Here is a 23,186-nt window from a genome sequence, read left to right on the forward strand (position 1 = left end):
CCAGCGCGGGCGCACGGCCGCCTTCACACTCGCTTCTGCCATGACCGCCTTCACCACCACCGAACCCCCCTTCCGCTTCCGCCAGGGCACGCGGCCGCTGCTGATCTCCATGCCGCACGTCGGCACGCATGTGCCGCCCGCGTTGGCGGCGCGCCTGACCGATGAGGCCCGCCAGGTGCCCGACACCGACTGGCACCTGGAGCGCCTTTACGACTTCGCCGACGAACTCGGCGCTTCGGTCCTGGTGGCGACGCATTCGCGCTATGTGATCGACCTGAACCGGCCGCCGGACGGCGCCAGCCTGTACCCGGGCCAGAGCGTGACGGGCCTGTGCCCCGTCGACACCTTCGACGACACGCCGCTGTACGCGGACCCGGCCGACCAGCCCACCGAGGCCGAGATCGCCGCCCGCCGCGAGGCGATCTGGGTGCCCTACCACGCGAAGCTGGCCGAGGAGCTCGAACGCATCCGCGCCGCCCATGGCATCGCCATGCTGTGGGACGCGCATTCCATCCGCTCGGTGCTGCCGCGCTTCTTCGAAGGCACCCTGCCCGACCTCAACCTGGGCACGGCCCAGGGCGCGGCCTGCGACCCGCAGCTGGCCGAACAACTGCTGGCCATCGCCCGCGCCGACACGGCGCACACCAGCGTGCTCAACGGCCGTTTCACCGGGGGCTACATCACCCGCCACCATGGCCAGCCGGCACGCGGCGTGCATGCGGTGCAGCTCGAAATGACCCAGAGCAGCTACATGCAGGAACGCCTTCCCTTCGACTACCTGCCCGACGTGGCCGCGCGCGTGCAGCCCACCGTGCGCCGCATGCTGGAGGCCATGCTGGCCTTTGCCGACGGAGCGCGCGCATGAGCGGCCATCCGGCGGCCTCGCAGGGCACGCTTGCCGCAGGCGAGGGCATGGCAGGCGGCCCGGCGGGCGTCCGCCGCGCTGCTCCGCCGGCCTTCCTCGCCGCCCTGATCGAGGCCCTCGGCGCCGACGCCGTCACGCCCGGCGAGGCCGTGCCCGACCGCCACCTGGCCGATTGGAGCGGCCTGCCGCCCGTGCGCCCGCTGGCCCTGCTGCGACCGCGCAGCACCGAGGCCGTGTCGGCCGCATTGCGCCTGTGTACCGAGCACCGCGTGCCGGTCGTGCCCCAGGGTGGCCTCACCGGCCTGGCCGGCGCCGCCATGCCTGTCGAAGGCGCGGTCGCCCTGTCGCTGGAACGCATGAACGCCATCGAGTCGGTCGATGCCGCCACGCGCACCCTCACCGCCCAGGCCGGCGTCACCATCCAGGCCGTGCAGGAGGCCGCTGCCGAAGCCGGCCTGCGCTTCGGTGTGGACTTCGGCGCCCGCGGCTCGGCCCAGGTGGGCGGTGCCCTGGCCACCAACGCGGGTGGCAACGGCGTGCTGCAGTTCGGCATGATGCGCGAGCAGCTGCTGGGCCTGGAGGCCGTGCTGCCCGACGGCCGCGTGCTGCCCATGCTGCGGCCCATGCAGAAGAACAACACCGGCTACGACCTCAAGCAGTTCTTCGTCGGCGCGGAAGGCACGCTGGGCGTGATCACCCGCGCCCTCTTCCGCCTGCATCCGGCACCCCGTGCGCGTGCCACGCTGCTGGCCGCCCTGCCCGACTACGACGCCGCCCTCGCCCTGCTCGGCCGACTGCAGTCCCGCTTCGCCGGCGGCGTCGCCGCCTTCGAGCTGATGTGGCGCGACTTCGTGGCCGCCTCCATGGCCTGGCAGCACCTGCGCGAGCCCTTCGACACGGAGCATCCTCTGATGGCCCTGGTCGATCTGGACGGCGGCAGCGAGGCCGCGCTGCAGGCCGAGGTGGAAGAAGCCCTGGCCGAGGCCATGGAGGCCGGCCTGGTGGTCGATGCCGCCCTGGCCCAGTCGCAGGCCCAGGCCGCGGCCTTCTGGAAGATCCGCGAGGCCACCGCCGAGCTTCCGGCCAACCTGCGTCCGCCGGTCAACTTCGACGTCAGCCTGCCGATGGCGCAGATCGGCCGCTTCGTCGACGAATGCCGCGCCGCGCTGGAGGCGCGCTGGCCGGGCCACACCAGCGTCTTCTTCGGCCACATCGGCGACAGCAACCTGCACCTCTCGATCGATGGCGCCAGCATCGGCGGCGATGCCGAGGCGGCGGAGCAGCTGGTCTACGGCATGGTCGGCCGCTTTGCCGGCAGCGTCTCGGCCGAGCACGGCATCGGCCTGCACAAGAAGCCCTACCTGGGCGCCAGCCGCACGCCCGAAGAACTCGACGCCATGCGCGCCATCAAGGCCGCGCTGGATCCGCTGGGGTTGATGAATCCGGGGAAGGTGTTCTGAGCGCAGGGACCGGGGCCCGCTGACCGTCTGCCTGGCGCGCGTTCAACGCTCAGTGGCGCATGCTGGGCTCGCGCCGTACCGGCCAGTCCAGTCGCACGGCGGTGCCCTGCCCCGGCGTCGACGTCACGGCCAACGTGGCCCCGATGGCGGCGGCGCGGCTGCGCATGCTGGCCAGGCCCTGGCCGCCCGCGGGCGGACCGTCCGCCGCGAAGCCGCGGCCGTCGTCGGCCAGCACGATCTCCATGCGCTCGGGCGGGCCGGCATGCCAGTGCGCTTCGAGGCGGATGCGCCGCGCCTGCGCATGGCGCAGCACGTTGGTGAAGCCCTCCAGCAGGATGCGCTGGATCTGCATGGCCGTCTGCGGCGTGACGTCGGCGCGCGGCGGCAGGCTGTCGACCTCCCATTCCAGCGTCAGGCCGGCCGCCTCCAGGCGCGGTTGCAGCCGGTAGCGCAGCGTGGCGAGCACCACGGTGAGGTCGCCTTCCAGCGGCTGAAGCGAATCGACGGCCACGCGCAACTCGTCCAGCGCCAGCTTGACCTGCGCCTCCATCAACGCCGGGTCGGCGCCCGGGCGGCCCACCAGGTTGAGCAGGCCCACCAGCTGCGAGCCGACGCCGTCGTGGATCTCGCGCATCAGGCGCTGTCGCTCCAGCAGCACGGCCTGCTGCTCGCGCTCGGCCTGCAGCGCGTCCATGGCGGCAGTGAGCTGGCGCTCGCGCTCGGCCACGCGCGCATCGAGCGAGCGAGCCAGGTCGCGGTACTCGCGCACCGAGCGGCTGTAGCGCTCGACCACCATGCCGGCCAGGATCAGCACGAAGCCGAACATGGCATGCGGGGTGAGCGGCACCCAGCTCGCCCCGCCCAGGCCGATGCGCACGTGCAGCAGGTCGTGCAGCCCGGCTGCGATGGCCAGCACCCCGGCGACGAGCAGGGCATAGGCGGTCGGGCGCCGGCCCGCCACGGCTTCGCGCACCACGCCTGGGAGGCTCAGGATGCCGCCCCCGCACAGCAGCGCCAGCGCGGCCGTCCACAGCAGCGGCCGGCGCAGCGCGAAGGAGGCGGCTGCCAGCAGCACCGCGGCCCACAGGATCGCGCTCAGCAGCTGCAGCACCCGGGGCGAGGGCTGGCGCAGCGCGAGCGTGACGAAGCGTGCGAGCAGGGCGATGTGGACCGCATAGCTCATGGCCACGAGCGCGCCCCATTCGGGCCAGGGCAGCGGCATCTGCAGGCCGCTCTGGTCGAAGTTGCGCAGTGCGCCGGCAACCGCGGCCACGCCGAAGCAGCCATAGAGCGGATCGCGCTGGCGCCACCAGAGGCCCGCGGCCAGACCGCCCATCAACAGCAGACCCGTGGCATACACCAGCGACAGCGTATTGCGCCACAGCCGCTCCTGGGCCTCCAGCGCCTCCAGCCGGGCCAGTGGTCCCCAGCGCACCGCCGAGACGCCGCCGCCGCGCTGCGGCTGGAAGCTCAGCTCGATCCGCACGCGCAGGGGCGCGGCCGCGCCGTCGACGAGGTCGGCGGGCAGCCGCACCAGCCGCGGGCCCCGGCCGGCATCGAAGCCAGGGTCGCCCAACTGGCCCCAGCGCGCCACGAGCCGGTCGTCCACGTAGATGGCGGCCTGGTTGCCCAGTGCTTCGAAGAGCAGGCCATGGAGGCGGTCCTCCGTGCCCGCAGCCGGGACGGGCAGGTCGAGCGTCAGCGTGGCGCCGCCGGCCTGGCGCGGCGACTGGTCGGCCCAGCGGAAGGGCAGGGGGACGGCGCGGGCCGGGCGCGGCGGCTCGCCGGCCACGCGCACCACCGCCTCGGCCGCGTTCAGCGTCAGCAGCTCGGCCGCGGGTGCGGCGGTGGCCGGCCCGGGCGCGCACAGAAGGGCGGGCAGCAGCAGGAGGGCGAGGCGCCACGCCAGCCGGCGCGCGCGGGGGATGCGTCCGGCGTGCGGATCCTCAGGGCAGCAGGCCAAGGTTGCGGGCTTCGTAGACGGCCTCGGACTTGTTGTGCACGTCCAGCTTGCCGTAGATGTTGCGCACATGGGTCTGCACCGTGCTGACCGACACGCCGATGCGGGCGGCGCTCTCGGCATAGGTGAAGCCGCGGGAGATGAGGTCCAGCACCTCGAATTCGCGCGGCGACAGCCGCTCGGCCGCGGGCGCCGCACCGGCCTGCGCCGGACTGGCCGGCGCGGCGCCGCGCCCACCCGGGAGGGCCGTGCCGCCGGTCTGTTGCCAGCGCCGCAGCAGCTGCCGCGCAATGATGGGCGACATGGGCGAGCCGCCCGCACGCAGCGATCGGATGTGCAGGCCCAGGTCGTGCTCGGTGCCGTCCTTGAGCAGGTAGCCGCTGGCGCCCGCCTCGAAGGCCCGCACCATGTTGGCCTCGTCGCCGAAGATGGTGATGACCATCACCGCGCAGTCGGGCTGCAGCCGGCGCGCGGCGCGGATCACCTCCAGGCCCGGGCGGTCGGGCAGGCCCAGGTCCACCAGCAGCACGTCCAGCGGCTGCCGGGGCAGCCAGTCGAGGATCTGCTGCGCGGTGGCGGCCTCGAACACCAGCGCCAGCCCGGCGTCGCCCGTCACCGCATGGGCGATGCGCTGGCGCATGCCGGCATCGTCCTCGACCAGGGCGACGCGGGCCGGCCTGCCGGAAGTGCTCGTCGGTGGGGTAATCATTGCCAGTCGTCGCGGGGGATGGTGTGGCGCTCGGCCAGGCCGCCCGAATGGTAGAGGCCCACCTCGACGCGGTCGTCATGGACCGTCGCCAGGCCCCAGTGGTGAAGCGTGGTGGGATTGCGGCTGGTCATCATCCAGGCGGGCAGGGCGGCGCCGGAGGCCGTGGCCTCGAACAGGCAGGTCTCGCCCGCGTAGCGCTGATAGCGGCGGAAGGCGTTGCGATGGATGTCGCCGCTGAGCAGCAGCAGGCGCCGCTGCGCCGCCAGGGCGAGCAACTGGTCGTGTTCCTGATGGCAGTCGGCCCAGGTCTCTCCCTGGTCCGCGCTGTTGGCCAGCCAGGTGTCGCGCTCGAACACCACGCCCGAGGCGACGATGTGGATCGCCTGCGGCTCGGCGCAGCCCGCGATCAGCGCCGCCATCTGCGGCTGGCCCAGCAGCGCCTTGTGGCCGTTGCCGGCCTTGAAGCTGCGCCCGTCGGTGAGGTGCAGCACCACGCCGTCGGCCAGCGGCACGCGCTGGTAGCCGGGCGCGGGCGGCGGCCGGGTGTGGTCGATGGTCTCGAAGAGGGGCATGCGCCCCGGGCCCGGCCTGGCGGCCAGCGCCGCGCGGAAGGCGCTGAACAGGCAGCGCGAATAGGCCAGATGGTCGCGCCACTGCGGATCGGCGGCGAGGTCGGCGCCGCAGGCGTTGTTCCAGAGGAAGTCGTGGTCGTCCCAGATGGCGGAGGTGGGCACCTGGGCCACCAGCGCCCGGAACTCCGGGCAGTCCAGCTGCTGCTGCAGGCGCCGGTGGGCATGGCGGCCGAACTGCTCGGCACTCATGGCCTGGACGCTGGCGGTATCGGCCCCATGCACGTCGTAGTAGGCCGCGTCGCCCAGCAGCACCAGGTGGTCGGGCTGGGCTTCGGCGATGCGCGTCCACACCGGCTGGCTGGGGAACTGCGTGGCCTCGGCGCACGAGGTGAAGGCGATCTTCAGGGGGGTGGGCATGGGGGCTCCGCGGGGGGGATGGGACCGCGGCGAGTGTCGATTCTGGAGCGCCGGCCGCCGTCCCATGAATGGGGGACCTGCGGCCAGATCGGCCACCCAGGGAGCCGATACGGTGGCCGCCTGTGCGAGGGCGCCGGCGCGCTCGGCGTGTCCGCGCCTTCTCAGCCGCCCGGTGGTGCCATCAGCCCGCTGGCACGCAGCACCTGGCGCCCGATGGCCGCCTCCAGCACCCGCTGCCCACGCCCGGCCGGCGCCACCAGCGTGAACCAGCGCCGCGCACGGGTGATGCCGGTGTAGACCAGCTCGCGCGTGAGCACCGGGCTGGCGGTGGGCGGCAGCAGCAGTGCGGTGTGCTCGAACTCCGAGCCCTGCGACTTGTGCACCGTCATGGCGAAGACGGTCTCCACGGCCTGCAGCCGCGCGGGCAGGGTCCAGCGCACGCCGCCCGAGCCGTCGGCCGCGGCGAAGGCCACGCGCAGCGCGGTGCCGGCCTCGGGCACCGGTCGGCCGGTGGCATCGTCGAAGCGGGCGGGCAGCTGCAGCGTCAGGCCCACGTCGCCGTTCATCAGGCCCAGCGCCGAATCGTTGCGGGTGACCAGCACCGGCCGGCCGGCGTACCAGCCCTGGGTGGCGGCGATCCAGCCTTCGGCGTGCAGCAGTTCGGCGATGGCGGCATTCAGGCCCGCCACGCCCCACGGACCTTCGCGCAACGCGCACAGCAGCTGGAAGCGGCCGCTGGCCTGCAGCAGGGCCGCGGCCCAGGCGTCCCATTCGGCGCGGGGCGCGTCGGAGTCGGGGCGCGCCTCGTGGATGCGACGCAGCCAGTGGGCCGGACCGACAGGCTGCCGGCCGTCGGGCTGCGCGCCCGCCGCCGAGGTGTCGTCGATGCCGTCGTCGGCCAGCAGCAGGGCGCGCAGGGCGGCGTCCTGCGCCAGATGACCCGGCGCAGCGCTGAGGCGGCAGCGGCGCAGGTCGGCGGGGCCGTCGTCGAACAGCGCCAACGCCTCGGCCGCCCGGCCCGCATTGACGGCTGTCGCCAGCCGGCCGATGCCGCTGCCGGCATGGAAGCGCCGGCTCACGCGCAGCATGGCGATGGCCTGGTCCAGCGGCTGCCCGCGCGGGTCCTGCAGATCGGCGGGCGGCGTCTGGCCGGTGGCGGCCTGCAGCCAGGCGAGAGTGTCCGGGGCGTAATGGCCGGCCTCGGCGCGGCTGCACAGTTCGCCCAGCACCGCGCCGGCCTCGACGGAGGCGAGCTGGTCCTTGTCGCCCAGCAGCACCAGCCGGGCCTGTGGGGGCAGGGCGTCGAGCAGGGCGGCCATCATCTCCAGGTCGACCATGGAGGCCTCGTCGACCACCAGCACGTCCAGCGGAAGCGGATGGCCTGCGTGGTGACGCAGGCGGCGGGTGTCGGGGCGGCTGCCCAGCAGGCGGTGCAGGGTGCGGGCCTCGGCCGGCACATGGCTTCGCAGGCCGGCGCCGCCGGGCAGCTGGTGCCAGGGCAACGGGTCGAGGGCGCCGCGGATGGACTCGGTGAGCCGCGCGGCGGCCTTGCCGGTGGGTGCGGCCAGCTGGATGCGCAGCGGCCGGCCCGGGGCGCCCGGCATGCCGCGCGTGCCGGCACCCGCGTCGGAGGCTGAACGGGCACCGGTATCCTGCGCCGCTTCCGCGCCGTGCTGTCGCCCGTCGCCCCCATGCATCGCCATCGACTGCAGCAGCGCCAGCAGCCGCACCACGGTGGTGGTCTTGCCGGTGCCCGGCCCGCCGGTGATGACGGCGAAGCGCTGGCGCAGCGCGAGGGCGCAGGCCATCTTCTGCCAGTCGGGCGTGCCGTCGCCGGCGCCGAAGAGCCGGTCGAGCACGGGGCGGATGCGCGCGGCCGGTGCCACGGGGGCGGGCGCCAGGCGGGCCTCGATGCGGGCGCGCACCTGCTGCTCGTACTGCCAGTAGCGCCGCAGGTACAGGCGCGGGCCCTGCAGCACCAGCGGCGTGGCGCCTTCGGCCGGATCGCCGCGGCCGCACAGGCGGCTGGCGGTCAGGGCCTCGCGCCAGGCGGCCAGGCGCAGCGGCTGCAGCCAGCGCTGCGGGCCGTCGCCCACCGCGGCGGCGCTGGCGGTGTCGGGCGGCAGCGAGAGGCTGTGGCGGCCGTCGGCCAGCGTGGCCTGCAGGTCCAGGCAGACATGGCCGCGGCCGAGCTGGTGGCTGGCCAGGGCGGCGGCCAGCAGCAGCTCGGCGCCGGCTTCGGGATCATGGTCGCGGCAGAAGAGGGCGAAGCTGCGGTCCAGCTCGCGCAGCCAGCCCTGCTGCACCCAGCGGTCCAGGTCGGCCAGCAGGGCGTCGCGCCGCTGCCCGGCGGCGGCTTCGGCGGGCTCGGCGTCGAAGAGGTCGGCGGTGGGCGTCACGGGCGCGGTCTGCGTGGCGTCGGTGCGGCGGGTCATTCGGCGTCGCCTTCCTCGGGGCCGCGCAGCAGGGCGTCGAGTGCCTCGATCAGTTCGCGCGGCGGCCGCACGGCCCAGATGCCGTGGCCGGGCGCATCGGCGCCGCGCAGGTAGACGGTGAGCGCGCCGCCCAAGTGCGTGTCGGGGTCGTAGCCCGGCAGGCGGCTGCGCAGCAGGCGGTGCAGCGCCAGGCTGTAGAGGGCAGCCTGCACGTCGTAGCGATGGGCCAGCAGCGAGGCCTGGATCGCCGCATCGCCATAGGCCGCGTCGTCCGGGCCCAGCCAGTTGGACTTGTAATCGGCCACCCACCAGCGGCCGTCGTGTTCGAAGACCAGGTCCATGAAGCCCTTGAGCATGCCGGCCAGCTGCGTGGGTGGCAGCGGTGGGCGGGGCTGGCCGGGCAGCAGGTGGCGCTGCACCAGCGCGTCGATGCTGCGCGCGTCGGCGCGGTGCACCGGCATCCAGAACTCCATCTCGGACTTCGGCCGCGCCAGGCCGGCCGGCGTGGCGGGTGCGGCATCGGGCAGCGGCCAGGGCGTGCGCAGCCAGCGCGGCAGCCAGTCGCACAGCGGCTCGATCCAGGCCTCCCAGCCGCGCACGGTGCAACGGCGGGCGATCAGGTCGCGCAGGGCCTCGGGGCTTTCGAGCACGCGGGCGAAGCCCTGCTGCGCGCACCAGTCGAGCAGGCCGTGCAGGAAGCTGCCCGCCTCGGCGCCCTGCGGGAAGGCATGCCAGCTGCCGCCGCGCGGGGCGGTGGCGGGACGCTCCTCCGGCGCGACGTCGGCGGGCGCGATGGCTTCTTCCAGCGCCTGGTCCTGGCGGGCGTCCTCGGGCTCGGCGGCGGGCGCCGGGGCGTCCTGCGCCAGGGTGCCGCTGCCGCCCAGTTGCTGCACGAGTGCGGAATAACTGGCGATCCACCAAGGCGCATGCCCGTGGCGCAGCGGCGTGCGGGCGGTGCCGGGTGGCGGCGGGACGGGTGGGCGCCAGATGCGGGCGTCGGGGGAGGGTGCGGGTTCGATGACGAGCGTGGGCGGGCCGGAGGCGGCAGATGCGCCAGCCGCGGCGGATGCGTCGGAGGGCGTGGCTGTCCGGGCTGCCCCGGATGCGCCGCCCACCCCGGACGCGGAGGACGCTCCGGCTGCCGTCGTCGCGGCGGCGTCGCCCGCATTGCCCGCATTGCCCGCCAGCGTGTGCAGCGCCGCCCGGTAGCCCGCCAGGCTGTCGATGGCCGCGCCAGCGCCCAATACCTGCCCCAGCGCGCCGCGGTCCAGCGCCACCTTCCTGCCGCTGCCAGCCGACAGGGGCGCCACGCCCAGCCACAGCGCATGCCGGGCGCGGGTCAGCGCCACGTAGAGCAGCCGCATGTCCTCGGCCAGCCGCTCCTCGTCGGCCAGGGCGGCGGCCTCCTCGTGCTTGCCGTCCAGCTCGATCACGCGGGCATCGGCCTCGGCGTCGTGGAAGCCGATGGACCTGGTGGCGGAGGCCTTCTCCTCGCGCCAGGCGGCGATGAAGGGCAGCAGCACCAGCGGGTACTCCAGGCCCTTGGACTTGTGGATGGTCACGACCTTGAGCAGGGCGGCGTCGCTCTCCAGCCGCAGGATCTCTTCCTCGCCGCCCGGCTCGGCCAGGCGCTGGGCGAGGGCGCGGATCAGCGCATGCGGGCCGTCCAGGTCGAGGGCGCGGCGTTGCAGCCATTCGGCCAGGTGCAGCACGTTGGTGAGCCGGCGTTCGCCGCCGAGGGCGGTCGCGGCGGGTGCAGCGCCGTCGGGCGCATCCGCCTCATCGACGGGCGTTGGGCTGCGCGTGTCAGGCTGGGGGCGCACATCGGGCCCGGACGCCATCCCTGCGGGCGCTTCGGCAGGCAGCGCGCCGGCCCTGCCAGCCGGCGCAGCCAGCCAGCGCGCGGGCAGGTCGTAGGCATGCAGCAGCGCATGCACCATCGGCAGCACGCCGTGGCGCAGCCAGCAGGCGTTGAAGGACTGCCAGCGCAGGGCGGTCTCTTCCCAGGCCAGTTCGTCCTCTTCCAATCGGGCCAGTCCGGCCAGCGGCAGGCCCAGGCTGCGGCTGGCCAGGGCGGTGCGCAGCAGCCGGTCGTCGCCCGGCTCCGCGGCGGCGCGCAGCCAGCGCAGCATGTCCTGGGCCTCGGGCGTGGCGAAGACCGATTCGCGGTCCGACAGGTAGACGCTGCGCAGCCCGCGCGCGGCCAGCGCACCGCGGATGGCGGCGGCCTCGGTGCCGCTGCGCACCAGCACGGCGATGTCGGCCGGCCGCAGCGGCTGCCAGCGGCCGTCGGACTGACGGAAGCCGCTGCGGCCCTCGCCGGTGTCGGCCAGCCAGCGCACGGCGGCGCTGGCGAAGACTTCGGCCATCTGCGCGCGGTAGTCGGCGGTGCCGACGCTGTCGCGGCCGGCGTCGGGCTCGGGCTCCTGCGACCAGAGGGTGAGGGCGGCCGCGGGCGCGCCTTGGAGCCACAAAGCCTCGCTCCGGCCGCGGGCGCGCACCGGCACGAAGGGCACGGGGTCGCCGTCCGCCTGCGCGAAGCGGAAGGCCCCGCGCGGATGGCGGCTGGCCTGCGCGAAGACGCGGTTGACGGCCTGCACCACGGCGGTGGTGGAGCGGAAGTTGGTGTCCAGCGCATAGATGGCGCCACCCGCCGCATCGGCCTGCGCGGCGGTGTCGCGCCGGGCGCGCAGGTAGGTGCGGATGTCGGCGCCGCGGAAGGCGTAGATGGCCTGCTTGGGGTCGCCGATCAGGATCAGGCCGGTGGCGGTGCGGGGGGCGGCAGCAGGGCCGGCGCCGTGCATGTCGCCGGCCCCGGCGCCGCTTCCGTTTTCGCCATCGCCACCGCTTGGGCCACTGCCGTCGCCGCCATCCCCCGCTTCGCCATAGATGCGCCGGAAGATGCGGTACTGCACCGGGTCCGTGTCCTGGAACTCGTCGATCAGCGCCAGCGGAAAGCGGGTGCGGATGCGCGCCGCCAGCGCCGCGCCGCCCGGGCCGGCCAGGGCGCGGTCCAGCTGCAGCAGCAGGTCGTCGAAGCCCAGTTCGGCGCGGCGCAGCTTCTCGGCCGCGAGGGCTTCGCGCAGGGCGCGGGCGGCATGCACGGCCAGGTGCGCACGCAGGCCCGCGGGCTGGGCCGCGACCTGCGCCTGCTGCCAAGCGTCGATGGCGTCCAGCGCGGGATGGTCGGGCAGGGCCTGGCCCTTCTTGAGCTTGGCGCCTGCGCGGCCGAAGCGGGCGATGTTGTCGGGCGCCTCGGCACCGGCGCTCCAGTCGGCCAGCGCCTGCAGCCAGCCGTCGAAGGTGGCGTCGTCGTCCTTGCCGCGGTAGCTGTTGCCGTTGAGGTGCGGGCGGGCGTCGTGCCACAGGCGCTCCAGCGTGGCGCGGTCGGCCTGCCAGGCCTGGCGCGCGGCGTTCTCCCACGCGTCGGCCTCGGCCATGCTGCGGCCCAACTGGCGCAGGGCGTCCAGCGCGTCGGCTTGGCCGTCGAAGGCGCTGCCTTGCAGCCGCAGCTGCGCATCGCCTTGCGCGAGCAGCGGGCGCACGGCCTGCCACAGGGCCTCGGGGTTGGCGAAGCAGCCCAGCAGCGCACGCGAGGCGGCGGCGTCCAGCGGGTAGTAGTGGCGCCGCCAGTGGTCGTGCAGCACCTGCTGCTGCAGCGCCTGCAGGTCGGTCTGCAGGGTCTGGGCGAACAGACTGCCGCTGCCCATGGCGTGCTCGCGCAGCATGCGCCAGGCCCAGCCGTGGATGGTGGCGATGGCCGATTCGTCCATCCACTGCGCGGCCACGCGCAGGCGGTGGGCGCAGCCGGGGCGGGCCTCGGGCGCGTAGTCGGCGAGCAGGGCGGCCAGCGCGTCGCCGGCCGGTGCCTCGGCCTCGCCGGCGAAGACGCGCGCGGCCTCGTCCAGCCGGGCGCGGATGCGCTCGCGCAGCTCCTGGGTGGCGGCTTCGGTGAAGGTCACGACCAGGATCTCGGGCGGCGTGAGCGGCCGGCCGAAGGCGCTGCCGGGCCCGCCATGGCCCAGCACCAGGCGCAGGTAGAGCAGGGCGATGGTGTAGGTCTTGCCGGTGCCGGCGCTGGCCTCGATGAGGCGCAGGCCGTGCAGGGGGAAGCGCAGCGGGTCCAGCGGCTGGACGGCGGGGAGGGTGGCGTTCACGACTCGGCCTCCTTCGTGGCGCCGCGGCGTGCGGCGGGCACTTGTCGCCACAGCGGGCCGTAGAGCGCCTGGGCCCAGTCGAACAGGCCGCGGCCATCGCCGGTGGTGCGGGCGCTGTCCAGGGCGGCGAAGTCGGCATAGGCGCGGGCCAGTGCAGGGCGCTCGCACTCCCCCTGGCGCTGCATGCCGCCGTCGTAGGCCATGCGGGCAGCGTTGCCGGCCATGTCCTCGGCCAGCGCGGCGAAGCCGGTGCGGCATGCCAGGGGCAGCGGCTGGCGCAGGCCGGCGAGCCAGGCCTCGACGAGCTGACCCAGCGCTTCGTCCGCATCGGCCCGGGTCAGCGTCGGCAGCACCAGGGTGCCCGATTCACTGACCAGCACGGTGCGCGTGGGGCCGGCCGCCCAGTTGAGCGCCAGGTGCGCCGGCCAGTGGCGCACCACGTGGTGCCACGACAGCTCCTTGCCCTTGTGCAGCCGGCCCTGGGCCAGCACGAGGCGCGCGGGCTCGGCGGTGGCGGAGCCGGATGCCGGGCCTCCACCCGCACCTGCACCACCGCCAGCGGCCAGTCGCCGCGGCGGCAGGGCATCCTCGATCGCCACGCCGCTGGCCGCATGCCGCCAGTGCAGCAGCACGGGCTCGGCCTCCACCTCGGGCCACGCCTCGCAGGCCTTGAGGTAGTGATCCAAGGTGCGGGCCACGCGCTGGCGCAGACCCTGGCCGGCCAGCGTGCCGAAGGCCTGCAGCGGCAGCCGGCCTTCGCTCGCCAGCCGGTCGATCTGCTGCGCGAGCGTCGTGCCCAGCGCCGCCCGGACGGCGGCCGGGCCGGGCTGCGCGTCGCACCAGGGCTGCAGGGCCTGGCGCAGCTGCTGCTCCAGCGCCCAGTTCTCCAGGCCGCCCAGGGCGAAGAGCTCGTCGTCGAGCACGTCCTCGCTGCCGTCCGCACCGGGGCCGAAGCGCACATGCAGGCGCTGGGCGAAGAAGGCCTCGATGGGCTGGGCCAGGAAGTCCTCCAGCGGGCGCAGGGCGATGGGCTCCTCGGGCTGCCAGGGCGGGAGGGCCTGCTCGTCGCGGTCGGGCGGTTGCGCGGAATGAGCCGCCTGCCACTCGCGGCCATAGGTGTAGAGGCCGTCCACGGCCGGCGCGCGCGGCGCCTCGGGCGCGAAGTAGCGCGGGCTGAAGGGCTGCAGCGGATGCTCGGTGGTCAGCGCGGCCAGCAGCGCGTCGCGGTCGTGCTCGTGGCCGGCCAAGTGCCAGCCGGCGGCCAGGTGATCGCGCAGCTGGCCCACCAGCACGCTGGGCGCGCGGGCGCTGTGGTCGCGCACGTCGCGGCCGATCCAGCTCAGGTAGAGCTGCTCGCGCGCCGACAGCAGCGCCTCCAGCAGCAGGTAGCGGTCGTCGTCGCGGCGCGAGCGGTCGCCGGGGCGCCAGTCGTCCCTCATCAGGTCGAAGTCGGCGCGCATCACCGGGCGCGGGAAGTCGCCGTCGTTCATGCCCAGCAGGCAGACCACGCGGAAGGGAATGGCCCGCATGGGCATCAGCGTGCAGAAGCTGACGCCGCCCGACAGGAAGCGCTGGGCCAGCCCGCCGCTGCCCAGCTGGCCCAGCCAGGTCTCGCGCACCACCGAAAGCGGCAGCTTCTCGTCGAAGCCGGCGGCGGCGCAGTCGTCCAGCCAGCGGTCCAGGCCCTGCAGCAGTTCCTGCACGCGCACCTGCTCGCGCGGCGTGGCCGGCGCGAAGAAGCGCTGCAGCAGCGCGCGCAGGCGTTCGGCCCAGACGGTGGGCGTGTCTTCCAGCGACAGCGTGTCGAGCGTGACTTCCATGGCGCGCAGCAGCGCCGCCAAGGGTCCGAGGGCGGCGGCGTCCAGCCCGCCCACTTCGTCGAAGGGCGCGATGCCGTCGAAGGCCTCACCGTCGCCAGCGGCATAGCCCAGCAGCATGCGTTGCAGGCCGAAGCGCCAGCTGTTCGCTTCGCCGGCGGCGCCCAGGCCCTGCTGCGCGCGCTGATCGGCATCCAGGCCCCAGCGCACGCCGGCGCCTTCGATCCAGCGCTTGAGCACGGGCAGCTCGTCCTCGGCCAGGCCGAAGCGTTCGCGCACGGCCTGGACTTCGAGCAGGTCCAGCACGTCGCTGGCGGCGAAGCGGCTGTCGGGCAGGGCCAGCAGCGCCTCGAGGGCCACCAGCAGCGGCTCGCGCCCGCGCTGGCCCTGGTCGGCGACGGTGAAGGGAATGTGCCGCGGGTCGCTGCGCGTGAGCCGGCCGAAGACGGCCTCGATGTGCGGCGCGTAGGCATCCACGTCGGGCAGCATCACGATCACGTCGCGCGGCTGCAGCGTGGGGTCCGCGTCGAAGCGGGCCAGCAGCTGGTCGTGCAGCACTTCCACCTCGCGCTGCGGCGAATGGGCGGTGTGGAAGCGCAGCGAGACGTCGCGCGCCGGGTCCACGGCGGGCCAGCGTGCGCGTGTCTCGGCCAGGGGGCGCAGCTCCAGGATGTCGTCCTGCAGCTGGCGCAGCAGGCTGTGCTCGGGCGGCGTGTCATCGCTGAAGAGGTCGATGCGGCCGCTGCCGATGCCGGCCCAGGCGCCGCGGTAGCGGTCGGGCTCGTCGAAGCCGTCGATCAGGTGCAGGTAGTCGCGGCCTTGCTTGCCCCAGGCGGCCAGCAGCGGATGGGCATGCTGGTGCAGCGCGGCCTCGTCCAGCACGGCGGGCATGCCGGGGCGGCGCGCCTGCCGGCGGTAGGCGCCGCGCAGCAGGTCCTGGTCGGCCACGATGTCGGTCCAGTGGTGGCGGCAGGGGTTGTGCACGAAGAGCATCACCTGCGCATGCCGTGCCAGGGCGGCCAGGGCCTGCAGCGTCTGCGCGGGCAGGGCGGAGATGCCGAAGACGATCACCCGCCGCGGCAGGCCCGCCGGGGGCGGGCCTTCGTGCGCGGCCAGGGTGTCGATGAAGCGCTGGTGCACGCCGGCGCGGCTGCCCGCCAGGCCCTGCGTCGCATCAGCCGGTGCGCGGCCGTCCAGATCGTCGAGCAGGGCGCGCCACAGGCGGGCCTGCCAGTGCTGGTCCTCGGGCAGCGGGCGGGTGCCGCCGCGCAGCGTCTGGAGCTGGTCGCGGCCGGCGGCCCAGTCCTGCAGCCAGTCGGCGCGGTAGACCTGGTACTGGTCGAACAGGTCGGCCAGCCGCAGCGCGAGCTGGTGGCACTTGCGCAGGTCGGGGTCGTGGGCCAGGAAGCGGGCGAGCGGTGCGAAGCGGGCGTCGGTCTCGGCCGCGCGGGCGGTGAGCGCGGGCAGCAGGCGCATCAGCCGCCAGGCGAGCGGCGCCTCGTCCAGCGGCGAGCGCTCGGGCACCGTGTCGGCGCCCAGCACCGCGCGGTAGGCCCGCCACAGAAACTGCGCGGGCAGCTGCACATCGAAGGCCGCCGTGATGCCCAGCCCGCCGCGGGCCGGATCGGCCGCCAGCGCCAGCTTGAGCCACTGCGCGATGCCGTTGCTCTGCACCAGCACCACCTCGTCCTCCAGCGGCGCGAGCGGATGCCGCGCCAGCCAGGCCACGAGCAACTGCCGCAGGTCTTCCGGCCGGTTGCCGTGCAGGACCATCAGGCCGGGCTGCAGGGGGGGCGTGGCGAAGGAATCGGTCATGGCGGGCAGCGGCCGGCCATGTTAGCGGCCGGGGCAGGCGCGGGTTTTTACAATCGCGCCCCCATGAATCTGCCCACCTACACCCGCGCCCAGCAGCTGCCGGCCATCCTGGCCCAGCGCATTGCCATCCTCGACGGGGCGATGGGCACCATGATCCAGCGCTTCAAGCTCAGCGAGGCGCAATACCGCGGCGAGGGCTACACCGGCCCCGGCGCCGTGGGCGATCGTTTCAAGGACTTCCACAAGGACGTCAAGGGCAACAACGAGCTGCTGTCCATCACCCGCCCCGACGTGATCCGCGACATCCACGAGGGCTACCTGGCGGCCGGTGCCGACCTGATCGAGACCAACACCTTCGGCGCCACCACCATCGCGCAGGAGGACTACGACATGGCCGATCTGGCGCGCGAGATGAACCTGGCCAGCGCCCGCCTGGCGCGCGAGGCCTGCGACAAGTTCAGCACGCCAGACAAGCCGCGTTTCGTGGCCGGCGCCCTGGGCCCGACGCCGCGCACCGCCAGCATCAGCCCCGACGTGAACGACCCGGGCGCACGCAACATCGACTTCGAGACGCTGCGCGCCGCCTACTACGAGCAGACCGCCGCGCTGGTCGAGGGCGGCTCGGACGTGCTGCTGGTCGAGACCATCTTCGACACCCTCAACGCCAAGGCCGCGCTCTTCGCCATCGACGAGTACTTCGAGGCCAGCGGCGAATGCCTGCCGATCATCATCAGCGGCACCGTCACCGATGCGTCGGGCCGCATCCTGAGCGGCCAGACCGTCACCGCCTTCTGGCACAGCGTGCGCCACGCGCGCCCGCTGGCCGTGGGCCTGAACTGCGCCCTGGGCGCCGCGCTGATGCGGCCCTACGTGCAGGAACTCAACCGCGTGGCGACCGACACCTTCATCAGCTGCTACCCCAACGCCGGCCTGCCCAACCCGATGAGCGAGACCGGCTTCGACGAGACGCCCGAGGTCACCTCGCGCCTGGTGCACGAATTCGCCGCCGACGGCCTGGTCAACATCGTCGGCGGCTGCTGCGGCACCACCCCCGACCACATCGCCGCCATCGGCGCCGCCGTCGGTCCGATGACGCCGCGCGGCGTGCAGGGCGCGCGCTTTTACCGCGAAGCCGCCTGAGCGCCTGCCCGGACATCCCGACATCGGGCCGCGCAGCAGGCCACGCGAGAGTGCGCGCGGAACCGGCTTTGCCGGGCCGCTGCGTGCGCCCCCTTGAGGGGGAGGCGCCGCAGGCGCCAAGGGGGTGGGCCTACTTCAACCAGCCGCGCTTTCTAAAGTAGAGCATCGGCCCGACGGCGCTGGCTGCCATCAGCAGCAGCACGTACGGATACCCCAGGCTCCACTCCAACTCGGGCATGAACTTGAAGTTCATGCCGTAGATGCTGGCGATCAGCGTCGGCGGCAGCAGCGCCACGCTGGCCACCGAGAAGATCTTGATGATCTTGTTCTGGTTGATGTTGATGAAGCCGACCGTGGCGTCCATCAGGAAGTTGATCTTGTCGAACAGGAAGGCGGTGTGGCTGTCCAGCGATTCGATGTCGCGCAGGATCTGCCGGGCCTCCTCGAACTGGTCGGCGTTGAGCATGCGGCTGCGCATCATGAAGCTCACGGCGCGGCGGGTGTCCATCACGTTGCGGCGGATGCGGCCGTTCAGGTCTTCCTGGCGCGCGATCAGGCCCAGCACCTCGCCGGCGATCTCGTCGCTCACGTTGCCCTTGAGCACCAGGTTGCCGGCGGCTTCGAGCTCGTCGTAGATGCCTTCGAGCGTGTCGGCGGAGTACTCGGCGTCGGCGTCGAAGAGCTTGAGCAGCACTTCCTTGGCGTCTTCGATCAACCCCGGCGCGCGGCGCGCGCGCATGCGCAGCAGGCGGAACACCGGCACGTCCTCGTCGTGGATCGAGAACAGCACGCCGCGGCTCTTCAACTCGGCGTTGTGCTGGTTGAGGATGAAGGCCACGCGCACGCTGCGCGGCTCGTCGGCGTCGGCGATCAGGAAGTCGCTGCGCACGTGCAGGTCGCCGTTGTCCTCTTCGTAGAAGCGGGCCGACTCCTCGATGTCCTCGTCGGTCACGTCCTCGGGAATGGACAGGCCGTAGTACTGCTTGACCCAGCGCTTCTCGTCCGGGCTGGGCGACTCCAGGTCGACCCAGATCGGCTGGAAGCGGGACAGCTCCTCCAGCGACTCGATTTCCTCCTGGACGAGGCGGCCGTTGGCGAGCGTGAAGATGTTGAGCATGGCGTGCTCCCCTGAAAGCGAAGGCGTTGCGGGACGATGGGCGACAGGAAGGGGGTGGTTGGCGCTTTCAGCCCGCCACCCGCGCACCGGCCGGCACGCGCGACGCGAAGGTCAGAAGGGAGCTGAAAGCTGCCGAGACGGGGAGGTGTCCAAGGTCGGTACTCCGGTAAAGCAGCGGGCGCGATTATGCACCGCAGCAGGGCGTGAAATGCCCCGATCTGGATGGGCATCCAGTACATTTGTGGCGTCATGTCCACCCTTGTGAACGAAGCGTCCACGGTCGCCGCCGGCACCGTGGCCGGGCGCCTGGAAGCGGCCCTGGCCGGGCTCAACGAAGACCAGCGGGCAGCCGTCCTGCACGGCGTCGGCGAGCGCGCGATGCCGGGCGGGCCGCTGCTGGTCATCGCCGGTGCCGGCGCCGGCAAGACCAGCACGCTCGCCCACCGCGTCGCCCACCTGCTGGCGGCGGGCGCCGACCCGCAGCGCATCCTGCTGCTGACCTTCTCGCGCCGCGCGGCGCAGGAGCTGACCCGCCGCGCGGGCCTCGTCGCCGCCCGCGTGCTGGGTCTGGGCGAAGGCAGCCTGCCGGCGCTGCCCTGGGCCGGCACCTTCCACGGTGTCGGCGCACGGCTGCTGCGCGACCATGCGGTCCAGCTCGGGCTGGACCCGGACTTCACCGTCCACGACCGCGGCGATGCCGAAGACCTGATGGGCTGGGTGCGCCACGCCCGCGGCCTGTCGCAGACGGCCCGGCGCTTTCCCCTCAAGGGCACTTGCCTGGCCATCTACTCGCGCGTGGTCAACACCCGGCTGCCGCTGGCCGAGGTGCTGCGCCAGTCCTTCCCCTGGTGCGCCGAATGGCAGGAACAGCTGCCGGCGCTGTTCGCCGACTATGTGGACGCCAAGGCCCAGCAGAACGCGCTGGACTTCGACGACCTGCTGCTCGCCTGGGCCACGATGATGGAAGAGCCGGGCCTTGCCGCACAGGTGAGCGCCCGCTTCGATCATGTGCTGGTGGACGAATACCAGGACACCAACCGGCTGCAGGACGAGATCCTGCGCCGCCTCAAGCCTGATGGCCGCGGCGTCACCGCGGTGGGCGACGACGCCCAGGCCATCTACGGCTTCCGCGGCGCGACGGTGCGCAACATCCTGGACTTTCCGGCCGCCTTCGATCCGCCGGCGCGCGTGCTCATGCTGGAGCGCAACTACCGCAGCACGCCGCCCATCCTCGACGCCGCCAATGCCGTCATGGACCATGCGCAGGAGCGCCATGCCAAGCGCCTCTGGACCGACCGCCCCAGTGCCGGCCGGCCGCAGCTGGTGCTGGTGCCCGACGAGGCCCACCAGGCCACCTGGGTGGCCGACCGCGTGCTGGCCCACCGCGAAGGCGGCCTGGCGCTCAAGCGGCAGGCGGTGCTGTTCCGCACGGCCAGCCACAGCGCCGCGCTGGAGCTGGAACTGGTGCGCCGCAACATCCCCTTCGTGAAGTTCGGCGGCCTCAAATTCCTGGAAGCGGCCCACGTCAAGGACCTGCTCGCGCTGATGCGCTTCGTGCACAACCCGCGCAGCCGGCTGGCGGGCTTCCGCACGGTGCAGCTCATTCCCGGCATCGGTCCCGCGACCGCAGGCCGGCTGATGGACGCGATGCAGGCTGCCGCCGACCCGGCCGCCGCGCTGGCCGCCTTCGTGCCGCCACCCATGGTGCGCGAGGCCTGGCAGGACTTCGCCCGCGCCTGGCAGGCGCTCAAGGCCGGCGGCGATGGCTGGCCACAGGAGCTGGCCATCGCCATCGACTGGTACGCGCCGCACCTGGAGCGCCTGTACGAGGCCGCGCCGCTGCGACTGGGCGATCTGCAGCAACTGGCCGAACTGGCCCGCGGCTACGCGTCGCGCGAGCGCTTCCTGACCGAGCTGACCCTCGACCCGCCCGACGCCACCAGCGACCGGCCCGGCCCGCCGCTGCTCGACGAGGACTACCTCATCCTCTCGACCATCCATTCCGCCAAGGGCCAGGAATGGAACTCGGTGCACGTGCTCAACGTGGTCGACGGCTGCATGCCGGCCGACGTGGCGCAGGGCGCGCACGAGCTGGAGGAGGAGCGGCGCCTGCTCTACGTCGCCATGACGCGCGCCCGGGAACACCTGCACCTGCTGGTGCCGCAGCGCTTCCATGTCACGCAGCAGTCGCGCTTCGGCGACCGGCATCTGTATGCAGGCCGCACTCGCTTCATCCCCGATGCGGACCTGCACCATTTCGACCGCGTGACCTGGCCGCCACCGCCGCCCGTCGTGCCCCATGCCCCTGTCCCGCCCGAGGTCTTGGACCTGCGCCAGCGCCTGCGCGCCGCCTGGCGTCCGGGCTCTTGAATGCGGGCCCCCGCGCTATCGAAGATGCAGCGGCGCGAACATCTCCTGATGGCGCTCAAACATTCCTCCATTGCAATTCGATGACGCCGCGCGCATAGTGAATTCAACGCGCCGACGCGCCTTCATCCCACATCGTCAGACCGCCCCGCCGACATCCCGCATTGCCTCGCGCACCCGCTTGAGTTCCGCCGGCCGGCGCCTTCCTTTCGAAGAACCGGCCATTTCCCCAACCGTCAATTCCAGGAGGTCATTCATGAATTTGACGATCAGCGGCCATCACCTCGACGTCACGCCTTCGCTGCGCAGCTACGTCACCACCAAGCTCGACCGCATCACGCGGCACTTCGACCGCGTGGTGGACGTCAAGGTGATCCTTACCGTGGAGAAGCAGAAGGAAAAGGAACGCCGGCAACGCGCCGAATGCAGCATCCACGTGAAGGGCAACGACATGTTCGCCGAGTCCAGCCATGCCGACCTGTATGCGGCGGTGGACGAACTCATGGACAAGCTCGACCGCCAGGTCGTCCGCCACAAGGACCGTCTCCAGGATCATGGACATCCCTCGCCCAAGCGCCTGATGTGAAGTCCCGCAGGCGACACCGCCTGCCATGCCGCCGAGCCCCTGCTCGGGGCAAATCCTCTTGAAAAGCCGCCTCCGGGCGGCTTTTCCATGTCTGGTACAAGGGTTAGCCCGGGTGCATAATCGCGCCCCGATTCGCCCCCCACCATGAACCGACTCGCATCCATCCTGCCGTCCGCTCAAGTGCTCGTGAGCGTGGACGCCACCAGCAAGAAGCGTGCTTTCGAGGAAGCGGGCCTGCTGTTCGAGAACCTGCACGGCCTCGGCCGCGCGCTCATCACCGACAGCCTGTTCGCCCGCGAGCGTCTCGGTTCGACCGGTCTGGGCCATGGCGTGGCCATCCCGCACGGTCGCATCAAGGGCCTGAAATCGCCGATGGCGGCGGTCTTCCAGCTGGCCCATCCCATCGGTTTCGACGCGCCCGACGAGCAGCCCGTGGCGCTGCTCATCTTCCTGCTGGTGCCGGAGACGGCCACGCAGAAGCATCTGGAGATCCTCTCCGAGATCGCCGAGATGCTGAGCGATGCGCCCCTGCGCGAGAAGATCAAGAGCAGCGTCGACGCCAGCGAGCTGCATGCCCTGATCGCGGGCTGGCGCTCGGCCCAGGTGGTCTGAGGGGCGCACGCCCCGGGGCTCGCGCCCTTTCCTGCTTTCTCATGACGTCGCGCGGGTGCCCCGACGGGGGCTCGCCTCTGTGGACAATGGCCGCATGAAGCCCACCGTCATCAGTGCCGATGCGATGTTCGAGGATTTCCGCGGCTCCCTGCGCTGGGAGTGGCTGGCGGGCCTCGGCGCCTCGGAGCGGCAGTTCGACCCCGAGGTCATCAGCAATGCCCGCTCGGCCGCCGACCTGGTCGGCTATCTGAACTACATCCATCCCTACCGCGTGCAGATCATGGGCGCTCGCGAGGTCGCGTACCTCACGCGCGGATCGCCCGAGGACTGCGCCCGGCGCGTGGCCCGCATCGTCACGCTGGAGCCGCCCATGCTGGTGCTGGCCGATGGCCAGGCCGCGCCGGACGAACTGCTGTCCATCTGCGAGCGGGCGCAACTGCCGCTCTTCGCCACCCGCGAATCCTCGGCCTTCGTCATCGACGTGCTGCGGGCCTACCTGTCCAAGCACTTCGCCGAGCGCACCTCGATGCACGGCGTGTTCATGGACATCCTGGGCATGGGCGTGATGATCACCGGCGAATCGGGCCTGGGCAAAAGCGAACTGGGTCTGGAGCTGATCTCGCGCGGCAATGGCCTGGTGGCCGACGACGCGGTCGACCTGTTCCGCATCAACCAGGCCACCATCGAGGGCCGCTGTCCCGACCTGCTGCAGAACCTGCTGGAGGTGCGCGGCATCGGCCTGCTGGACATCAAGGCCATCTTCGGCGAGACGGCGGTGCGCCGGAAGATGCGGCTCAAGCTCATCGTGCACCTCGTGCGCCGCGACTCCTTCGAGCGCGACTACGAGCGCATGCCCGCCGAGCCGCTCACGCAGGACGTGCTGGGCGTGCCGATCCGCAAGGTGGTCATCCAGGTGGTGGCCGGCCGCAACATCGCCGTGCTGGTCGAAGCCGCCGTGCGCAACTCCATCCTGCAACTGCGCGGTATCGACACCTATGCCGATTTCGTCGCCCGCCACCACAAGGCGATGGAAAACGGCGGCGCGTGAGCCGCAGTCCTCCGAATGAACAAAGCCCCGGAAGGGGCTTCGTTCATTGATGAGCCGTTGTTCAGCGGCAGGCGGGCCGTCTTTAGACGGCATCGGCTGGCTCCTGCTT

The 23,186-nt window shown here is 72.8% G+C and carries 14 protein-coding genes; 7 read left to right on the top strand and 7 right to left on the bottom strand.

From position 1 onward, the window contains the following. Positions 1-40: 40 nt before the first annotated feature. Both hutG and KBC94_RS03475 read left to right on the top strand, forming a co-directional pair. Complete coding sequence (gene hutG / locus KBC94_RS03470) at positions 41-865, top strand: N-formylglutamate deformylase (RefSeq protein ID WP_294366346.1); 825 nt, start codon at positions 41-43, stop codon at positions 863-865. 47 nt (positions 866-912) lie between these two features. Then, entirely contained in the window at positions 913-2,325 is a 1,413-nt protein-coding gene (locus KBC94_RS03475; RefSeq protein WP_294366769.1) for an FAD-binding oxidoreductase, read from the top strand. 49 nt (positions 2,326-2,374) lie between these two features. Here KBC94_RS03475 and KBC94_RS03480 read toward each other — a convergent pair whose 3' ends face one another. The 6 genes from KBC94_RS03480 to recC form a co-directional block, all read right to left on the bottom strand. Then, positions 2,375-4,288, bottom strand: a complete 1,914-nt coding sequence (locus tag KBC94_RS03480) for an ATP-binding protein (protein ID WP_294366347.1) — start codon at positions 4,286-4,288, stop codon at positions 2,375-2,377. After that, the gene (locus KBC94_RS03485; protein ID WP_294366348.1) at positions 4,272-4,994 is read right to left on the bottom strand and encodes a response regulator transcription factor; all 723 of its coding nucleotides are present in this window, start codon (positions 4,992-4,994) and stop codon (positions 4,272-4,274) included. Before KBC94_RS03485 ends, KBC94_RS03480 begins: the two co-directional genes overlap by 17 nt. Beyond that, on the bottom strand, positions 4,991-5,983 hold the full coding sequence (locus KBC94_RS03490) for an alkaline phosphatase D family protein (protein ID WP_294366350.1): 993 nt from the start codon (positions 5,981-5,983) through the stop codon (positions 4,991-4,993). The genes KBC94_RS03485 and KBC94_RS03490 overlap by 4 nt, the downstream gene beginning before the upstream one ends. 161 nt (positions 5,984-6,144) lie before the next feature. Further along, positions 6,145-8,418 carry an exodeoxyribonuclease V subunit alpha gene (recD, locus tag KBC94_RS03495; RefSeq protein WP_294366352.1) on the bottom strand — a complete coding sequence of 758 codons (2,274 nt, stop codon included), beginning with the start codon at positions 8,416-8,418 and terminating at the stop codon, positions 6,145-6,147. Beyond that, complete coding sequence (locus KBC94_RS03500; protein WP_294366353.1) at positions 8,415-12,575, bottom strand: UvrD-helicase domain-containing protein; 4,161 nt, start codon at positions 12,573-12,575, stop codon at positions 8,415-8,417. Before KBC94_RS03500 ends, recD begins: the two co-directional genes overlap by 4 nt. Further along, a complete protein-coding gene (gene recC / locus KBC94_RS03505; protein WP_294366356.1) occupies positions 12,572-16,207 on the bottom strand; it encodes an exodeoxyribonuclease V subunit gamma in 3,636 nt (1,211 codons plus the stop codon). The genes KBC94_RS03500 and recC overlap by 4 nt, the downstream gene beginning before the upstream one ends. Positions 16,208-16,270: 63 nt before the next feature. On the opposite strand from recC, the gene KBC94_RS03510 reads away from it, so the two are divergent. Further along, on the top strand, positions 16,271-17,347 hold the full coding sequence (locus KBC94_RS03510) for a homocysteine S-methyltransferase family protein (RefSeq protein WP_294366357.1): 1,077 nt from the start codon (positions 16,271-16,273) through the stop codon (positions 17,345-17,347). A gap of 130 nt (positions 17,348-17,477) precedes the next feature. On the opposite strand, the gene corA is transcribed toward KBC94_RS03510, so the two are convergent. Continuing rightward, positions 17,478-18,464: a magnesium/cobalt transporter CorA gene (gene corA, locus KBC94_RS03515; RefSeq protein WP_294366359.1), complete on the bottom strand. Its 987-nt coding sequence runs from the start codon at positions 18,462-18,464 to the stop codon at positions 17,478-17,480. A gap of 249 nt (positions 18,465-18,713) precedes the next feature. Here corA and KBC94_RS03520 point away from each other — a divergent pair, with 249 nt between their 5' ends. The 4 genes from KBC94_RS03520 to hprK all read left to right on the top strand — a co-directional run bounded on the left by KBC94_RS03520 (position 18,714) and on the right by hprK (position 23,077). Next, positions 18,714-20,834 carry an ATP-dependent helicase gene (locus KBC94_RS03520; RefSeq protein WP_294366361.1) on the top strand — a complete coding sequence of 707 codons (2,121 nt, stop codon included), beginning with the start codon at positions 18,714-18,716 and terminating at the stop codon, positions 20,832-20,834. Between the two features lie 253 nt (positions 20,835-21,087). Beyond that, positions 21,088-21,417, top strand: a complete 330-nt coding sequence (raiA, locus tag KBC94_RS03525; protein ID WP_017757964.1) for a ribosome-associated translation inhibitor RaiA — start codon at positions 21,088-21,090, stop codon at positions 21,415-21,417. Positions 21,418-21,561: 144 nt separating this feature from the next. After that, complete coding sequence (locus KBC94_RS03530; protein ID WP_294366364.1) at positions 21,562-22,029, top strand: PTS sugar transporter subunit IIA; 468 nt, start codon at positions 21,562-21,564, stop codon at positions 22,027-22,029. Positions 22,030-22,123: 94 nt separating this feature from the next. After that, entirely contained in the window at positions 22,124-23,077 is a 954-nt protein-coding gene (gene hprK / locus KBC94_RS03535) for an HPr(Ser) kinase/phosphatase (protein ID WP_043119117.1), read from the top strand. Positions 23,078-23,186: the final 109 nt, after the last annotated feature.

It is taken from the genome of Pseudacidovorax sp., from assembly GCF_017991995.1.
Taxonomy (GTDB): Bacteria; Pseudomonadota; Gammaproteobacteria; order Burkholderiales; family Burkholderiaceae_C; genus Xenophilus.